Source organism: Pseudomonas sp. RGM2987 (assembly GCF_022952855.1).
Classification (GTDB): Bacteria; Pseudomonadota; Gammaproteobacteria; order Pseudomonadales; family Pseudomonadaceae; genus Aquipseudomonas.
In genome coordinates, this window is the sequence record NZ_JALJDX010000207.1 from 44,297 (window position 1) to 61,981 (window position 17,685).

A 17,685-nucleotide genomic window follows, 5' to 3' on the forward strand; every position below is an offset into this window, starting at 1 on the left:
GCCCCTTGCTGTGATGGCAGGCACTTATGTGTCTAGCGTCCTCAAGTCCATAAGTGTCATTCACTCCTTGTCTGACCGTTTTTGAGCGGCAGGCTACAACCCGTAAGGAGCATTCATGCGTCATTACGAAATCATCTTTTTGGTCCACCCGGATCAAAGCGAGCAAGTCGGCGGCATGGTTGAGCGTTACACCAAGCTGATCGAAGAAGACGGCGGCAAAATCCACCGTCTGGAAGACTGGGGCCGTCGTCAACTGGCCTACGCAATCAACAATGTTCACAAGGCTCACTACGTGATGCTGAACGTTGAGTGCACCGGCAAGGCCCTGGCCGAGCTGGAAGACAACTTCCGCTACAACGATGCAGTGATCCGTAACCTGGTCATCCGTCGCGAAGAAGCCGTTACCGGCCAATCCGAGATGCTCAAGGCTGAAGAAAACCGCAGTGAGCGCCGTGAGCGTCGCGACCGTCCTGAGCACTCTGACAGCGCCGATGGCGATGACAGCGATAGCGACAGCGACAACAGCGATAACGCTGACGAGTAATCCACGGACCTTTTAAGGAGCCAATCACATGGCACGTTTCTTCCGTCGTCGTAAATTCTGCCGCTTCACCGCTGAAGACGTGAAAGAGATCGACTACAAAGATCTCAACACTCTGAAAGCCTACGTATCCGAGACCGGCAAAATCGTTCCAAGCCGCATCACCGGTACCAAAGCTCGTTATCAGCGTCAGCTGGCCACCGCTATCAAGCGCGCCCGCTTCCTGGCCCTGCTGGCCTACACCGACAGCCACGGCCGCTGAGACCGGGCAGTCGACGAGTAGTAAGGGATCGAATGCATGCGCGCCTTAGCTGACTTCATCATGCGGGGACGCGTGCAGGCCACGCTGGTTGTGGCCGGATCCGCGGCATTGCCGCTGTTGTTCTGGTTGAGTGCCGCCGCCGGGAGCCTGGTGCTCCTGCGGCGCGGTTCGGACGCCTTGAGCGTCCTGGGTATCGGGGTGTTGTCAGCGTTGGTGAGCTGGTACTTCCTGAAAGACCCGACGACACTTCTGGTGTTGCTTGGGGCTAGCGGCCTGGCGTTGATTCTGCGCGCCGGGCATACCTGGAACCGCGTGCTGCTATGCAGCGTGGCCGTGGGGTTGTTGTGTGCGGTGAGCCTGGGGACTGTGTTCAGTTCCATCATCGAATCACTGGCGCAGACGTTCGAGAACGTCCTGCCGCTGGCGATGGGTGGGGTCTACGAGACTCTCTCGGCAGACGAAAAGGCGTTTTTCACCAGCATGGCCACTCCGCTGATGATCGTTTCGATAGCGGCGTCGTTGCAGATCTTTAGCGTGCTGTGCCTGATTCTTGGGCGCTATTGGCAGGCGTCGTTGTATAACCCCGGTGGTTTCGGGCGCGAATTTCGCGCAATCCGATTCCCCAAGAGCGTGGCGCTGTCACTGCTGGCCGTCATGTTTGTGGCCCCGTTTTTCGGGTTGCAGGCACTGATCCTGTTGCCGTTGTGCAGTGTACCGCTGGTCTTCGCCGGCCTGGCCCTGGTTCACGGGTTGGTGGCGCAGAAACGACTGGCTGCTTTCTGGCTGGTGGGGATGTACGTGACGTTGTTGCCTTTCATGCACTTGCTCGGTCCGTTGCTCGTGGTCCTGGCCATCGTTGACAGCCTGATTGATTTTCGCGGTCGTATGGCATCCAAGGATGCCGACAACGCGAACGGTGAAGGTTAAAAGTTAGAGGATTTTCACATGCAACTGATCCTTCTGGAAAAAATCGCCAACCTGGGCAACCTGGGCGACAAAGTAAACGTTAAGGCCGGCTACGGTCGTAACTACCTGCTGCCTTTCGGCAAAGCCACCGCTGCGACCGCTGCCAACCTGGCTGCGTTCGAAGAGCGTCGTGCTGAGCTGGAAAAAGCCGCCGCAGACCGTAAAGCATCGGCTGAAAGCCGCGCTGCCCAACTGGCTGAGCTGGAAGTGACCATCACTGCCACCGCTGGCGACGAAGGCAAGCTGTTCGGTTCGATCGGTACTCACGACATCGCTGACGCACTGACCGCCTCCGGCGTTGAAGTGGCAAAAAGCGAAGTTCGTCTGCCGAACGGCACCATCCGCAACGTAGGCGAATTCGACGTAGCCGTGCACCTGCACGCCGAAGTTGAAGCCACCGTACGCGTTGTCGTGGTAGCAGCCTAAGCAACACCTGTCGGCTGGCACCCTCGGGTACTAGTCGGTAACATCGGGCACGATCCTGTTTACAGGTCGTGCCCTTTGTCTTTCTGCAATGCCGATTTCCCCTGCGTTTCCCAAGAATCAAGTGGCCATGAACGAAATCACCGCTCCCGAGCAATACGATCTGCAAACCGCTGCCCTGAAGGTGCCGCCGCATTCCATCGAGGCCGAACAGGCTGTGCTCGGTGGCCTGATGCTGGACAACAACGCCTGGGAACGCGTGCTCGATCAAGTGTCCGACGGCGATTTCTACCGGCATGACCATCGCCTGATTTTCCGTGCGATCGCCAAGTTGGCCGATCAGAACATGCCGATCGACGTCGTGACCCTGGCCGAGCAGTTGGACAAGGAAGGCCAGACGTCCCAGGTCGGCGGCCTTGGTTACCTCGGTGAGCTGGCGAAAAACACGCCGTCCGTCGCCAACATCAAGGCTTATGCGCAAATCGTCCGGCAACGGGCGACCTTGCGCCAGCTGATCGGCATCAGCACCGAAATCGCCGACAGCGCATTCAACCCCGAAGGCCGCACCGCCGAGGAGATCCTCGACGAAGCCGAACGGCAGATCTTCCAGATCGCCGAGGCCCGGCCGAAGACCGGTGGCCCGGTGGGCGTCAACGAACTGCTGACCAAGGCCATTGACCGTATCGATACGCTGTTCAACACCGCGGACGCGATCACAGGCCTGTCGACCGGCTACACCGACCTCGACGAGAAGACCAGCGGCCTGCAGCCATCGGACCTGATCATCGTCGCCGGCCGTCCGTCCATGGGGAAGACCACCTTCGCGATGAACCTGGTGGAAAACGCCGTACTGCGCAGCGACAAGGCGGTCCTGGTCTACTCCCTGGAGATGCCAGGCGAATCGCTGATCATGCGGATGCTCTCTTCCCTGGGGCGTATCGACCAGACCAAGGTCCGTTCCGGCCAACTGGAAGATGACGACTGGCCACGCCTGACCTCGGCGGTCAACCTGCTCAACGACCGCAAGCTGTTCATCGACGATACGGCCGGCATCAGCCCGTCGGAAATGCGCGCCCGTACCCGACGCCTGGTGCGTGAGCACGGTGAGGTCGGCTTGATCATGATCGACTACCTGCAATTAATGCAGATCCCCGGTTCCAGCGGCGACAACCGGACCAACGAGATTTCCGAGATCTCCCGTTCCCTCAAAGCCCTGGCCAAGGAATTCAATTGCCCGGTGGTGGCGCTCTCCCAGCTGAACCGCTCCCTGGAGCAGCGTCCCAACAAACGCCCGGTGAACTCCGACTTGCGTGAGTCGGGTGCGATCGAGCAGGACGCCGACGTCATCATGTTCGTGTACCGCGACGAGGTGTATCACCCGGAAACGGAGCACAAGGGCATCGCCGAAATCATCATCGGCAAGCAGCGGAACGGCCCGATCGGGTTTATCCGCCTGGCGTTCATCGGCAAGTACACGCGGTTCGAGAACTTGGCGCCGGGCAGCTATAACTTTGATGATGATGAATAAGACCTTCTCTTTTTGAAGGACTGCAATGCTCCTTGTGGGAGCGGGCTTGCTCGCGAAAGCGGTGGATCAGTCGACATCGATGTTGGATGTCCGTCCGCCTTCGCGAGCAAGCCCGCTCCCACAGGGGAATGCGCTATTTCCGACCATAGCCGTCGGACTTGATCATTTTTTGTGCTATATTCCGCGCCCGCGATTTTTCATCTTCTATACCGGTCATCGACATGCAAGCAGCCAAGCCGTTATTTGACTATCCCAAGTACTGGGCCGAATGTTTCGGTCCGGCGCCGTTCCTGCCCATGAGCAGGGAGGAGATGGATCAGCTCGGCTGGGATTCGTGCGACATCATCATCGTCACCGGTGATGCCTACGTCGACCACCCATCGTTCGGCATGGCGATCATCGGCCGTCTGCTGGAAGCCCAGGGCTTTCGCGTGGGGATCATTGCCCAGCCGAACTGGCAGTCCAAGGACGACTTCATGAAGCTCGGCGAGCCCAACCTGTTTTTCGGTGTCGCGGCCGGCAACATGGACTCGATGATCAACCGCTACACCGCCGACAAGAAAATCCGCTCCGACGACGCCTATACCCCCGGCGGCCTGGCGGGCAGGCGGCCGGACCGTGCGAGCCTGGTCTACAGCCAGCGCTGCAAGGAAGCCTACAAGCATGTGCCGATCGTGCTTGGCGGCATCGAGGCGTCCCTGCGGCGCATCGCCCACTACGATTACTGGCAGGATCGGGTGCGCAACTCGATCCTGATCGATGCCTGCGCCGACATCCTGCTCTACGGCAACGCCGAGCGGGCGATTGTCGAAGTCGCCCAGCGCCTGTCCTACGGCCACAAGATCGAAGACATCACCGATGTGCGTGGCACCGCATTCATCCGCCGCGACACGCCGCAAGGTTGGTACGAGGTGGACTCCACCCGCATCGACCGCCCGGGCAAGATCGACAAGATCATCAACCCGTACGTGAACACCCAGGACACTCAAGCCTGCGCCATCGAGCAGGAAAAAGGGTCGACTTTTTCAAGTGCAGAAGACCCGAGCGAAGCCAAGGTCGTGCAGATCCTGGCAAGCCCGAAAATGACCCGGGACAAGACCGTGATCCGCCTGCCTTCGGTGGAGAAGGTGCGCAACGACGCGGTGCTCTACGCCCACGCCAACCGCGTACTGCACCTGGAAACCAACCCGGGCAACGCCCGTGCCCTGGTGCAGAAGCACGGCGAAGTCGATGTCTGGTTCAATCCGCCGCCCATTCCGATGACCACCGAGGAAATGGACTACGTGTTCGGCATGCCCTACGCACGTGTCCCGCACCCGGCCTATGGCAAGGAAAAGATTCCAGCCTACGAGATGATCCGTTTCTCGGTGAACATCATGCGTGGCTGCTTTGGCGGCTGCACGTTCTGCTCGATCACCGAGCACGAAGGCCGGATCATCCAGAACCGTTCCGAAGAATCGATCATCCGCGAGATCGAAGAGATCCGTGACAAGGTCCCAGGCTTCACCGGGGTGATTTCCGACCTCGGCGGCCCGACCGCGAACATGTACCGCATCGCCTGCAAGACGCCGGAAATAGAATCCGCGTGCCGCAAGCCGTCCTGCGTGTTCCCCGGCATCTGCCCGAACCTGAACACCGACCATTCCTCGCTGATCCAGCTGTACCGCAGCGCCCGGGCGTTGCCTGGGGTGAAGAAGATCCTCATCGCCTCCGGCCTGCGTTACGACCTGGCGGTCGAGTCACCGGAGTACGTCAAGGAACTGGTGACCCACCATGTCGGCGGTTACCTGAAGATCGCCCCGGAGCACACCGAGGAAGGCCCGCTCAACCAGATGATGAAGCCGGGTATCGGCAGCTATGACCGGTTCAAGCGGATGTTCGAGAAGTACACCAAGGAAGCCGGGAAAGAGCAGTACCTGATTCCGTACTTCATCGCCGCCCACCCGGGCACCACCGATGAAGACATGATGAACCTGGCGCTGTGGCTCAAGGGCAACGGCTTCCGGGCCGACCAGGTGCAGGCGTTCTACCCGTCGCCGATGGCCACCGCCACGGCCATGTACCACTCGGGCAAGAACCCGCTGCGCAAGGTCACCTACAAGAGCGACGGGGTGACCATCGTCAAGAGCGAGGAGCAGCGCCGCCTGCACAAGGCCTTCCTGCGCTATCACGACCCCAAGGGTTGGCCGATGCTGCGTGAAGCCCTGACGCGCATGGGCCGTGCCGACCTGATCGGGCCAGGCAAGAACCAGTTGATCCCGTTGCACCAGCCGGCCACCGACAGCTACCAGAGTGCCCGACGCAAGAACTCGACGCCGGCTGGCAGCCACAAAGTGGGCAAGGACACCACCAGGATCCTGACCCAGCACACCGGCCTCCCACCGCGCGCCAGCGACGGCGGCAATGCGTGGGACAAGCGCGAGCAAGCCAAGGCCGCGGCGTTCGCCCGCAACCAGCAGGCCGCCAAGGAGCGTAAGGACGCGGCCAAGGGCAAGGGGCCGAAGCCTGCGCGCAAGCCTGTGGTACCGCGCTGATCCCTGAGCGATAACGTAAAACGCCAGCCGAAGTGCTGGCGTTTTGCTTTCTAGCGACGGTGCTGGCCGTTTGTTATCGTGGCGCCCGCCAATGCTTGCTGTTTTTCACCGGGAAGTGCAGACGGCCACAGGTTCAGTGTTGGTAAAAGACATTTCTCGACTGCCAAGGACGATAGACATGAGCACCCAGCTGCCGGGCATCGGCATGGACAACACTTTCTCCCAATTCATGGCCCGCCAACGCATCGAAAGCCAGATCAACCTGCCGCGCTTGTTCGCCGCCATTGATGCCGACCCCGGTATTGTCGGCGCTGGCGTGGTGTACATCGACGCCGAATTCAACGTGGTGACCCTGCGCGAGTTCAAGCCGATCTGCAGCATTAAGCCCAAGCGGATCATCTTGCGTGAGGCGCAGAAATACGTTGCTCCGCAGCAATTTGCTCAGCAAGTACAGAGCAATCCGCGTGAGTCGCGTTTAGTCATAGAGGCTGTGAATACAACACTTTCATGCGCGGGAGCGGTAATCAGTTGGGTAGTGATTGCCAGCGGAACCATCCTGGTACCCTTCAGTGCCGGGGCCAGTGGTGTGATGGTCGCGATTGCCTGGACTGCTGCGGGCGCCAGCACTTTACAGTGCCTCAACGGGGTTGGCCGGACCACACTTGAGGTGACCAAGCCTGACATCAACGATTGGCTGGACAGCGAAGCCTGGTACCAGAATGTTGCTATTGGGTTGGATGCCGCTTCCCTGGTGGGTGTTGGCGCTTCCGCGTTGACTACCATCAAGCTTGTCAGGGTTGCGAAGGCGACGACTGGGAAAAGTCTGCGCGAAGTACTTCGCGGGTTTAACAGGCAGGAGCGGGCGAAGCTGACTAAGGAGTTGCTGAGTATCAATGATCCAAGGCTGACCTCGAAGATGCTAAAGCTCAAGCAATTGGCTGGTGAGTTGCCCAAGCGTTTCACAGCCACCCAGATTAAGCATGGCACCGTCACCCAAATCAAAGACTCATTAGGTGCCGCCATCGGTCTCACCGGAAGTGCCTTGTCAGGCAATGTGAAAACTATCGCAATCGGTCTCTATGAGGAGATTGAAGAGTGAATGACGTGCTCACGCTCAGGGCTTTTTTCAGGCATTACTTCCCGGCATTTCTTGGTGGGGTCTTTGCTGCTTATTTCTCAATCGCATTTGCCATCGCGCTGTCTTACTCGACTTATTTCAACGATATTCCCTTGGCTGAATTCGGGTTCTACCCATTACTGGCCGGAGCTGTAGTAGCGCTTTTGCTTGTCCATAGCAATTTCATGATTTTGCGTGGCAGACCAAAATGGGTCAGGGTGGTAAATGGGATTTTCGTGTCGTGCCTGTTGTTCGTACTGCCGATGATTAACTACCGTCCTAATGAAGTTGTTTATGGGCTATCGATACTGGCCCCTTTGCTGGGGTTGCTTTTCATCAATAGCAAGGGGCAAAGAGCAATGCGCAGCCACATGGTAGAAATCCGCCATCAACGCGAGGCAATTATCCGGGCTACCAAAGCTTCACGGGCGCGTCACTGAGCCCATTCGCTCGGCGGTCCGACTGCGAATTTGTACCGTTGCCTACAAGAGGAACTGTCCTGACCATTGCCATACGCCTAAACGAGGGGATCGACAGTGAATGAGCGGCCCAGCATCCGCAGTTTTTTGTTTAAATATTTTCCCGTCTTCATAGGGGCGATAATGGCGTCGGTCTTTGCCTTGGTGTTCGCTGTTCCGCTGTTCTTTGACAGCTATTTCCGGGACCTTTCCCTGGCCGATGACGCGAAATGGTCGTTTCTGAGCGGAGTTGCCCTTACCCTTGTCATTGTGCATTGCAATTTCATGATCGCGCGCGGACGTCCGCGCTGGGTGTTGCTGTTGTCGATGGTGCTGGGCCTTTGTTTTTTATGTGTACTGCCCACAATTGAATATCGACCCAACAGGCTGATTTACAGTTTGAGTCTGCTTTTTCCACTGCTCGCCCTCTTGCTGCTCAACAGCAAGCGCCATCGGGAAATGCGCCGCAAACTGGTGAAAATTCGCCACCAACGCGAACTCATTATCCAAGCTATCAAAAGCCCTAGGTCCCGCCGATGAGTGGTAGGGAGTCATCGGAGTTTACAGGCAACGGCCATGTGAAGACCATCGCCGTCGGCCTGTACGAGGAGTTCACGGAATGATCGGCGGCGGATCGCTGAAGGGCTTCCTTGCCCGTTATTTTCCGGTGTTCATGGGCACCATCCTACTGGCCTGCTTTTCAGGATCAACGTTGCTGGTGCTGGCTGGAACGACTTACTGGCGTGCTTTGGAACCCTCCGTCAGGGCCAACTGTGTCGGGCTCGGGACCTTGGCCCTGGTATTGGTCCTGGTAGTGGGCAACTTCTTGATTGCTCGCGGGCGTGCCTGGGCCGTCTGGTGTGTAGCGGGTTACTTTTTGGGCTGTCTGGGGGCGGTGATTCCGATGTTTGCTTACCGGCCGCATCAAGGCGCTTATTTGTTCGCGCTGCTGCTGCCGCTGCTGGGATTACTACTGCTCAACAGCAAACACCACCGGGAAATGCGCAGCAAGCTGGTCGACATCCGCCGCCAGCGCCAACTCATCATCCAAGCCGCTAAAGCGTCACGCTCCCGCCGCTGAGCTGATTCGCTAACCTATCGCCGTCTTAGGAGAGGTAATGGACGATCTGAGTCTGCCGCGTTTTCTAGTGCGCTATTTCCCGACCTTCATTGGCGGGATTTTCGCGGCACTGTTATCGCTGGGCTGTGCAGCTCCCTTGCTGGTGACGTCTTACCTGCCCAGGGCCTCAATCGGTGAGCAAGCGACCTGGTCGGTGCTGGGGGGCGCGGCAGTCACGTTGATCGTGGTGCATTGCAATTTCATGGTGGTGCGCGGCAGGCCGCAATGGGTCTGGGGATTGGTCGCGGTGCTGGTCTTATGCCTGCTGGGCGTATTACCCACTATCGAGGATCGCCCGCATAAAGTCATCTATACGTTGGCGGTGTTGTTCCCGCTATTGGGCTTGCTGTTACTCAACAGCAAGCGCCACCGTGAAATGCGCAGTAAGCTGGTCGAGATTCGCGAGCAACGCGAGTCTCTTAAAAAAGCCATGAAAAAGGGGAGGCGTCATTGAAGGCTTTCCTCGCTCGCTATTTTCCTACCTTCATCTGCGCTTTCTTTTTAGCCTGTTTCTCTCTCTCCGCTTCGATTTCATTGATTTCAAGTACCTACTTTCGGGGCAGTCCTGAGCGAGCCAAATATTCCTTTCTCGTCGCGTTGGTCCTGGCTTTACTCCTGGCGTTGAGTCATTTTTTGATGATCAGGGGGCGGCCCTGGGGCGTGCGGGCCATTGTCGTGTTCTATGTGGCGAGTTTTCTTGCGGTGCTTCCTACCTATACCTATCAGCCGCATTCTGTCGTCTACATGACCGGTTTGTTGTTCCCGCTGTTGGGACTACTACTGCTCAACAGCAAACGCCACCGGGAAATGCGCAGCCAACTGGTGGAAATCCGCCGCCAACGCGAGCTCATCATCCGGGCGGCCAAGGCCTCACGCCCGCGTCGCTGAGTCGATTCGCTACCGTCCCCGCCACATTTATGTGCGGCCCTTTGCACGCGAAAGCGAGCAACGTCCGGTTTTAGTGCTCTACTGCCTTGAGTAGACCAAGAAAGTGTCCGGCCTGCCTGCATGGCATAAGTCTTGCGCCGCTTTCGATAACGCCCAGGCTCGCAGGAGGCACGCTGTGTCGATACATGTCGCATTGCATCACGTCACGCACTACCGCTATGACCGCGCTGTCGAGCTCGGCCCGCAGATCGTTCGCCTGCGCCCGGCGCCCCACAGCCGTACGCGGATTCTTTCCTATGCGCTGAAGGTTTCGCCCGAGCAGCATTTCATCAATTGGCAGCAGGATCCCCAGGGCAACTACCTGGCGCGGCTGGTGTTTCCCGAGAAAACCAGCGAGCTGCGGGTCGAAGTCGACCTGTTGGCGGAAATGGCGGTGTTCAATCCGTTCGATTTTTTCCTCGAACCCTATGCCGAGCAGATTCCCTTCACCTATGCGGCCGATGAAAAGCATGAGCTGATGCCGTATCTGGAAAAGCTGCCGCTGACGCCCAGGTTCCAGGCGTATCTGGACAGCATCGACCGCACGCCGCTGCCGGCGGTGGACTTCCTGGTGGCACTCAACCAGCGCTTGAGCGAAGACATCAACTACCTGATCCGCATGGAGCCGGGCGTGCAGACCCCGGAGCACACCCTGGAGCATGCCTCTGGCTCCTGCCGCGACTCGGCCTGGTTGTTGGTGCAGTTGTTGCGCCATCTCGGGCTGGCTGCGCGTTTTGTTTCCGGTTACCTGATCCAGTTGACCGCCGATGTGAAAAGCCTCGACGGGCCGTCCGGAACCGACGTGGACTTCACCGACCTGCATGCCTGGTGTGAGGTCTATCTGCCGGGTGCTGGCTGGATCGGCTTGGATGCGACGTCCGGGCTGTTCGCCGGTGAAGGGCATATCCCGTTGGCCTGTAGCCCCGATCCGACATCGGCGGCGCCGATCAGTGGCCTGGTGGAGCCTTGCGAGTGCGAGTTCAGCCACGAGATGTCCGTCGAGCGGATCTGGGAAGCGCCGCGCGTGACCAAGCCTTACACCGAGGAGCAATGGCGGGAGATCCAGGCGCTGGGGCGGCAGATCGATGCCGACTTGCTGGAAGGCGATGTGCGCCTGACCATGGGCGGCGAGCCGACCTTTGTGTCCATCGACGACCCGGATGGTGCCGAATGGAACACGGCGGCGCTCGGCCCGGACAAGCGACGGCTTTCTGCCGAGTTGTTCCTGCGCCTGCGTAATCACTACGCGCCCAAGGGGCTGGTGCATTTCGGCCAGGGCAAGTGGTACCCCGGCGAACAACTGCCGCGCTGGTCGCTCAATTGCTACTGGCGGCGTGACGGCGTGCCGATCTGGCACAACCCGGCGCTGATTGCCGATGAGCAGCAGGACTATGGCGCCGACGGCGAACTCGCCGGTCGCTTCCTGAGCAGTGTTGCCGAACGCTTGAAAATTCCGACACGCTTCGTGTTTCCCGCCTACGAAGACAATTTCTATTACCTATGGCGCGAAGGTGCATTGCCTTCGAATGTCACCGCCCAGAACCCACGTCTTGACGATCCACTGGAGCGGGCACGCTTGCGCAAGGTCTTCAGCCAGGGCCTGGACAAAGTGATCGGCCAGGTGCTGCCGCTGGCCCGCACCGCCAAGGGCGATCAATGGCAAAGCGGTCGTTGGTACCTGCGGGACAACCACTGCCGGCTGGTGCCGGGGGATTCGCCCCTGGGCTATCGCTTGCCGCTGGCCTCGCAACCCTGGGTGACGGCGGCCGAGTATCCGTTCATCCATCCCACCGATCCGAACCAGGACTTGCCCGGACTGCCTGACACCGAGCGGCTGTCCCGCCACGCTAAGGCGGTCATCGAGGATGGCCGGGTTCCGCAAATCGATCAATCTGCCGATTGGCTGACCCGCACGGCTTTCTGCGCCGAGGCCCGTGATGGCCGGCTGTACCTGTTCATGCCGCCGCTGGAGCGGGTCGAGGATTACCTGGAACTGGTCAGTGCCATCGAGGCGACCGCCGAAGAGCTGCATTGCCCGGTGCTGCTGGAAGGCTATGAGCCGCCGAGCGACCCGCGCCTGAGCAACTTCCGCGTCACCCCTGACCCCGGCGTGATTGAGGTCAATGTGCAACCTTCGGCGACCTGGGATGAGCTGGTCGAGCGCACCGAATTTCTCTACGAACAGGCGCGACTGAACCGGCTGACCACTGAAAAATTCATGATCGACGGACGGCACACCGGTACTGGCGGCGGCAACCATTTCGTACTGGGTGGCGCGACACCGGCGGACTCACCGTTCCTGCGGCGTCCCGACCTGCTGCGCAGCCTGATCAGCTATTGGCATAACCACCCGTCGTTGTCCTACCTGTTTTCCGGATTGTTCATCGGCCCGACTTCCCAGGCGCCCCGGGTGGATGAGGCACGCAACGACGCGCTGTATGAGTTGGAAATCGCCTTTGCGCAAATGCCGCAGCCCGGCGAGGAATGTCCGCCCTGGCTGGTTGACCGACTGTTGCGCAATCTGTTGATCGACGTGACCGGCAATACCCATCGCGCCGAATTCTGCATCGACAAACTTTACTCACCGGACGGTGCCACCGGACGTCTCGGCCTGTTGGAGCTGCGCGCTTTCGAGATGCCGCCGCATGCGCGCATGAGCCTGGCCCAGCAACTGCTGTTGCGGGCGCTGGTGGCGCGGTTCTGGCGTGAACCCTACGCGCCGGCGAAACTGGCACGCTGGGGCACCGAGTTGCATGACCGTTTCCTGCTGCCGCACTTTATCGAGCAGGACTTTGCCGATGTCATCCATGAGCTCAACGCCGCCGGCTACCCGTTGCGAGCCGAGTGGTTCGCTGCGCACCTGGAGTTTCGCTTTCCCAAGGTCGGCGACTATGCGGTCGCTGGCATCGAGCTGCAATTGCGCCAGGCCCTGGAACCGTGGCATGTGTTGGGGGAAGAGGGTGCGGTGGGCGGCACGGTGCGCTATGTGGATTCCTCTTTGGAGCGCTTGCAGGTCAAGCTCAGCGGCCTGGCGCCGCAACGCTATGTGCTGACCTGCAATGGCGTGCCGGTGCCGCTGCAAGCCACCGGCCGGGTTGGCGAGTTCGTCGCTGGCGTGCGTTTTCGCGCGTGGCAACCGGCCAACTGCCTGCAACCGACCATCCCGGTGCACGCCCCGTTGGTCTTTGACCTGGTCGACACCTGGATGCAACGCTCCGTGGGTGGCTGCCAGTACCACGTGGCCCATCCGGGCGGGCGCAACTACGAGAGCCTGCCGGTCAACGCCAACGAAGCCGAGAGCCGGCGGATGGCGCGCTTTTTCCGCCTTGGACACACGCCCGGTAAACTTCCTATACCGAGCCTGGAAACGGATGACGAATTTCCGCTTACGCTCGATCTGCGGCGTTTCCACGGAGCCCCGAAAATCTAGATGCACACCCCTGTGGCGAGGGAGCTTGCTCCCGCTGGGCTGCGAAGCGGCCCCTTTTGTGAGCGCTGCGCACTGGTGCGCCAGCCCGGTCAAGCGGGAGCAAGCTCCCTCGCCACGATGGTTCCAGGCTGAGATCTGTTGCCAGGCTTAAGGCAAAACACATCTATCCGCGCGTCATCTGCTTGCGCTAGTCTGATCTTTCATTGCTGTCTGCCGAGCTTTCCATGCCTGACCTGCTTGACCGTTACCCGCTGACGACGGGCACTTATCACGAACTGCTGGACGACAGCGGTGCGGTGCGTGTGCACTGGCGGCCGCTGTTCGACCAGTTGCAACGCAGCACGCCGGCTCAGTTGCTCCAGCGCCAGGCGTTGCTGACGCGCCAGATCCAGGAAAACGGTGTCACCTACAACGTCTATGCCGATCCGAAAGGCGCCGACCGGCCGTGGGAGCTGGACCTGCTGCCCCACGTGATCGATGCGCAGGAATGGAAGCAGCTATCAGCCGGTATTGCCCAGCGCGGGCGTCTGCTCAACGCAGTGCTGGCTGACCTGTACGGGCCGCAGCGGCTGGTCCATGAAGGGCTGTTGCCGGCGGAACTGGTGTTCGGGCACAACAACTTCCTCTGGCCGTGCCAGGGCATTGCGCCGCCGGACGGGACTTTCCTGCACTTGTATGCGGTGGATCTGGCGCGCACCCCGGATGGTCGCTGGTGGGTCACGGCGGATCGGACCCAGGCACCCTCGGGGGCCGGTTATGCGTTGGAAAACCGCATGATCGTCTCCCGCGCCTTCCCCGACCTGTATCGCGACCTGAACGTGCGGCACCTGAGCGGTTTCTTCCGCACCTTGCAGGAAACCCTGGCGCGCCAGGCGCCCAGCGATGGGGAGCCGCCGCTGGTGGTACTGCTGACGCCGGGGCGGTTCAACGAAAGTTATTTCGAGCATCTGTATCTGGCGCGCCAGCTCGGTTATCCGCTGGTAGAAGGCGGTGACCTGACGGTTCGGGACGCCACGGTCTACCTCAAGACCCTCAGCGGATTGCGCCGGGTCCACGCGATCATGCGCCGGCTCGACGATGATTTCTGTGACCCCCTGGAACTGCGCACGGATTCGGCCTTGGGTGTGCCAGGGCTGCTGGAAGCGGTGCGCCAGGGCCGGGTGCTGGTAGCCAACGCCCTGGGCAGCGGCGTGCTGGAGTCTCCCGGGCTGTTGGGCTTTTTGCCGAAAATCAACGAGTTCCTGTTTGGCGAGGAGCTGATCCTGCCGTCCATCGCCACCTGGTGGTGCGGTGAGCCGCCGGTGCTGGCCCAGGCCCTGGAGAAATTGCCCCAGCTGTTGATCAAGCCAGCGTTTCCGTCCCAGAGCTTCAGGCCGGTATTGGGCCGTGACCTGAGCGACGAACAGCGTGCAAAACTGGCGGCGCGCATGCAGGCGCGGCCCTACGCCTATGTCGCCCAGGAGCTGGCGCAGTTGTCCCAGGCACCGGTTTGGCAGGCCGAGGACGGTCATATCCAGCCCCGGGCCATCGGCATGCGGGTGTATGCCGTCTCCGGGAAGGACGATTATCGGGTGCTGTCGGGCGGCCTGACCCGCGTCGCCGCCAAGGCTGACGCCGAAGTGGTGTCGATGCAGCGCGGCGGCGCCAGCAAGGACACCTGGGTGCTCGGGGAGCAGGCGCCCGGCAGCGAACAATGGACCGCCCAGCGAACCGTCGGCGTGCACGATCTGGTCCGGCGCGACCCCTACCTGCCTTCGCGGGTAGTGGAAAACCTGTTCTGGTTCGGTCGCTATTGCGAACGCTGCGATGACAGCGCGCGGCTGTTGCGGATCATGCTGGCGCGCTATGTCGATGGTGATGACCCACAAGCCCTGCAATCGGCGGTGTCCCTGGGTGAGAGCCTGATGTTGCTGCCGGATGAGGGCGAGTTACCCGAGCGTTTGTTGGCGGCGCTGCTGGGCGAAGACTGGTCGTTCAGCCTGCGCTCCAACCTGCAGCGTTTGCAGTGGGCGGCCTCGCAGGTGCGCGGCAAGCTGTCTCGGGAGAACTGGCAGGCGCTGGTGGAATTGCAGCGCGAAGCGCTGGAGCTGGAAACCGGTGAGCCGGATTTCGGCGAACTGCTGGATTTCCTCAACCGGTTGGTGATGTCCCTGGCGGCGCTGTCCGGCTTCGCCTTGGACGACATGACCCGCGACGAAGGCTGGCGTTTCCTGATGATGGGCCGGCGCCTGGAGCGCCTGCAATTTCTCAGCAGCAGCCTGGCGGCCTTCCTGCGCAGCGAGGCGGTGTGCGACCAGGCCGGACTGGAGTGGTTGCTGGAGCTGGGCAACAGCAGCATCACCTACCGTTCGCGCTACCTGGCGGTGGCCCAACTGATTCCGGTGCTCGACCTTCTGCTGCTGGACGAACAGAACCCCCATGCGGTGCTCTTCCAGCTGAAACTGGTTGCACGCACGCTTAAGCGCCTGAACGATGATTTCGGCGCACCCAGGGACATTTCATTGCCGGAATTGGTGGCGCGCCTGTCGCGCTTTGATTTGCGCTGCCTGGAAAACCCACTGTTCGGCGACGCCAGCCTACGGGCGGCGCTCGATGGGCTGGCGGATCTGTTGCAGGAAGTGGCCGATGTCAGCGGTCAGGTGTCCGATCGCCTGGCCCTGCGCCATTTTGCCCACGTCGATGATGTCAGCCAGCGCACGGTGTCCGTCTGATGAACGCTCGCTACCAGATTCTCCACGACACGCATTATCACTACGACAGCCCGGTGTCCCTGGCCCAGCAGCTTGCCCACCTGTGGCCGCGGGCCTGTGACTGGCAACGTTGCACTGAGCAACAGCTGTTGATCAGTCCGCAGCCGACGACCCGTCGCGATGAGCTGGATGTGTTCGGCAACCCGCTGACCCGCCTGGCCTTCGAGCGGCCCCATGACGAGCTGAGGGTCAACGCCCGCCTGAGCGTCGAGGTGCTGGCCCGTCCGGTGCTGGATTTCAATCAATCGCCGGCCTGGGAATCGACCCGTGACGCACTGACTTACAGCGGTCGGCCACTCGCTACGCCGCTGCTGGAGGCCTGTCGTTATCGCTTCGAATCACCCTACGTGCACCTCAAGCGCAGCTTCGTCGAGTTTTCCGAAAGCTGCTTTGCGCCGGGGCGTCCGCTGATGCTGGGTGTTCGCGCGTTGATGGAGAAAATTTTCCAGGAGTTCACCTTCGATGCCGAGGCGACTCAAGTGGCGACGCCGCTGGTGGAGGTGCTGGAGCGGCGGCGGGGCGTGTGCCAGGACTTTGCCCACCTGATGCTGGCCTGCCTGCGCTCCCGTGGGCTGGCGGCGCGTTATGTCAGTGGTTATCTGCTGACCCAGCCACCGCCAGGCCAGCCACGGTTGATCGGCGCCGATGCATCCCATGCCTGGGTATCGGTGTATTGCCCGGTGCTGGGTTGGGTGGACTTCGACCCGACCAACAACGTGCAACCGGCCCTGGAGCACATCACCCTGGCCTGGGGCCGGGATTTTTCCGATGTGTCGCCGTTGCGCGGGGTGATCCTGGGGGGCGGTAGCCACGATCCCGAGGTGCAGGTGACGGTGATGCCGGTGGAGTAAAAAGAGACTTTGAAATGCAGGCACTTGTGGCGAGGGAGCTTGCTCCCGCTGGGACGGTCCGACGCCTCGGGCGAAGCGGCCTCAAATACTGGGGCGGTCGCTGCGCAACCGAGCGGGAGCAAGCTCCCTCGCCACGGGTCATACATCAACAGTGAGACCTTTCCAATGTTCCCGGTTTCCATCAAAGGCGTGCTGCAATCCCCCGAAGGCTTGGTCGTGCTGATGCTCAACGAGCGGGATGAATGGGAACTGCCCGGCGGGCGGATCGAAGTGGGTGAAACGGCGCGGCAATGCCTGGCGCGGGAAATTGCCGAGGAGCTGGCGGTCGAGGTGAGTGTCGGGGAGCCGCTGGATTCATACCTGTTCGAGGTGATCGCCGGCCGGCATGTGTTCATTTCCACTTACCGCTGCCAGTTGCTGGGCGGTTTCGTGCCGACGATCAGCCATGAGCACAAGCAGATCGGGCTGTTCGAGCCGGGCCGGTTGCCGGAAAATCTGCCAGTCGGTTATCGCCAGTCGATTATCAACGCGCTGGGTCTGTGAGAGCCGGCAGTGGGGCTGCCGGCTCAGCCAGGATCAGGCGTCTGGTGCCTGGTCTTTCGGCGCATCGGCACCGTCTTCGGCCGTCGCTTCGCCTTCGATATCCGGGCTCAGTGCTTCTTCAGCCGACGCTTTCTTGCGCTGCAGCTTTTCCTCTTTCTTCTGCTCCTTGGCCAAGTCTCTCTGACGTTTGGCGAAGGAATAATTAGGTTTGGCCATGGGCGATCCTCTGGGGTCG

Annotated in this window: 17 protein-coding genes; 16 read left to right on the forward strand and 1 reads right to left on the reverse strand. The window is 60.7% G+C overall.

The window, feature by feature from the left end; translation table 11 throughout:
- Positions 1-115: 115 nt before the first annotated feature.
- The 16 genes from rpsF to RGM2987_RS18005 all read left to right on the forward strand — a co-directional run bounded on the left by rpsF (position 116) and on the right by RGM2987_RS18005 (position 17,450).
- Positions 116-544 (forward strand): 30S ribosomal protein S6, encoded by a 429-nt coding sequence (rpsF, locus tag RGM2987_RS17930; RefSeq protein ID WP_003186395.1) that lies wholly within the window; start codon positions 116-118, stop codon positions 542-544.
- Positions 545-572: 28 nt separating this feature from the next.
- On the forward strand, positions 573-803 hold the full coding sequence (gene rpsR, locus RGM2987_RS17935; protein ID WP_002551829.1) for a 30S ribosomal protein S18: 231 nt from the start codon (positions 573-575) through the stop codon (positions 801-803).
- Positions 804-839: 36 nt separating this feature from the next.
- A complete protein-coding gene (locus RGM2987_RS17940) occupies positions 840-1,730 on the forward strand; it encodes a hypothetical protein (RefSeq protein WP_245143797.1) in 891 nt (296 codons plus the stop codon).
- 18 nt (positions 1,731-1,748) lie between these two features.
- Positions 1,749-2,195 (forward strand): 50S ribosomal protein L9, encoded by a 447-nt coding sequence (gene rplI / locus RGM2987_RS17945; RefSeq protein ID WP_003186385.1) that lies wholly within the window; start codon positions 1,749-1,751, stop codon positions 2,193-2,195.
- Between the two features lie 127 nt (positions 2,196-2,322).
- Complete coding sequence (gene dnaB, locus RGM2987_RS17950; protein ID WP_245143799.1) at positions 2,323-3,720, forward strand: replicative DNA helicase; 1,398 nt, start codon at positions 2,323-2,325, stop codon at positions 3,718-3,720.
- A gap of 221 nt (positions 3,721-3,941) precedes the next feature.
- On the forward strand, positions 3,942-6,254 hold the full coding sequence (locus RGM2987_RS17955; protein WP_245143802.1) for a YgiQ family radical SAM protein: 2,313 nt from the start codon (positions 3,942-3,944) through the stop codon (positions 6,252-6,254).
- A 178-nt stretch (positions 6,255-6,432) separates the two neighbouring features.
- Positions 6,433-7,353 carry an NAD synthetase gene (locus RGM2987_RS17960; RefSeq protein WP_245143804.1) on the forward strand — a complete coding sequence of 307 codons (921 nt, stop codon included), beginning with the start codon at positions 6,433-6,435 and terminating at the stop codon, positions 7,351-7,353.
- Positions 7,350-7,811 (forward strand): hypothetical protein, encoded by a 462-nt coding sequence (locus RGM2987_RS17965; protein ID WP_245143805.1) that lies wholly within the window; start codon positions 7,350-7,352, stop codon positions 7,809-7,811. The genes RGM2987_RS17960 and RGM2987_RS17965 overlap by 4 nt, the downstream gene beginning before the upstream one ends.
- 96 nt (positions 7,812-7,907) lie before the next feature.
- Positions 7,908-8,369, forward strand: coding sequence for a hypothetical protein (locus tag RGM2987_RS17970; protein WP_245143806.1), 462 nt, complete (start codon positions 7,908-7,910; stop codon positions 8,367-8,369).
- A 79-nt stretch (positions 8,370-8,448) separates the two neighbouring features.
- Positions 8,449-8,910, forward strand: a complete 462-nt coding sequence (locus RGM2987_RS17975; RefSeq protein WP_245143807.1) for a hypothetical protein — start codon at positions 8,449-8,451, stop codon at positions 8,908-8,910.
- Between the two features lie 37 nt (positions 8,911-8,947).
- A complete protein-coding gene (locus tag RGM2987_RS17980; protein ID WP_245143808.1) occupies positions 8,948-9,403 on the forward strand; it encodes a hypothetical protein in 456 nt (151 codons plus the stop codon).
- Positions 9,400-9,837, forward strand: coding sequence for a hypothetical protein (locus tag RGM2987_RS17985; protein WP_245143809.1), 438 nt, complete (start codon positions 9,400-9,402; stop codon positions 9,835-9,837). Before RGM2987_RS17980 ends, RGM2987_RS17985 begins: the two co-directional genes overlap by 4 nt.
- Before the next feature lie 175 nt (positions 9,838-10,012).
- Positions 10,013-13,306 carry a transglutaminase family protein gene (locus RGM2987_RS17990; RefSeq protein WP_245143810.1) on the forward strand — a complete coding sequence of 1,098 codons (3,294 nt, stop codon included), beginning with the start codon at positions 10,013-10,015 and terminating at the stop codon, positions 13,304-13,306.
- 224 nt (positions 13,307-13,530) lie between these two features.
- Positions 13,531-16,017 carry a circularly permuted type 2 ATP-grasp protein gene (locus tag RGM2987_RS17995; protein ID WP_245143814.1) on the forward strand — a complete coding sequence of 829 codons (2,487 nt, stop codon included), beginning with the start codon at positions 13,531-13,533 and terminating at the stop codon, positions 16,015-16,017.
- Complete coding sequence (locus RGM2987_RS18000; RefSeq protein WP_245143816.1) at positions 16,017-16,907, forward strand: transglutaminase family protein; 891 nt, start codon at positions 16,017-16,019, stop codon at positions 16,905-16,907. Before RGM2987_RS17995 ends, RGM2987_RS18000 begins: the two co-directional genes overlap by 1 nt.
- Positions 16,908-17,072: 165 nt before the next feature.
- Positions 17,073-17,450, forward strand: coding sequence for an NUDIX domain-containing protein (locus RGM2987_RS18005; RefSeq protein ID WP_280639978.1), 378 nt, complete (start codon positions 17,073-17,075; stop codon positions 17,448-17,450).
- A 33-nt stretch (positions 17,451-17,483) separates the two neighbouring features.
- Here RGM2987_RS18005 and RGM2987_RS18010 read toward each other — a convergent pair whose 3' ends face one another.
- Positions 17,484-17,666, reverse strand: coding sequence for a hypothetical protein (locus RGM2987_RS18010; protein ID WP_245143818.1), 183 nt, complete (start codon positions 17,664-17,666; stop codon positions 17,484-17,486).
- Positions 17,667-17,685 lie beyond the last annotated feature (19 nt).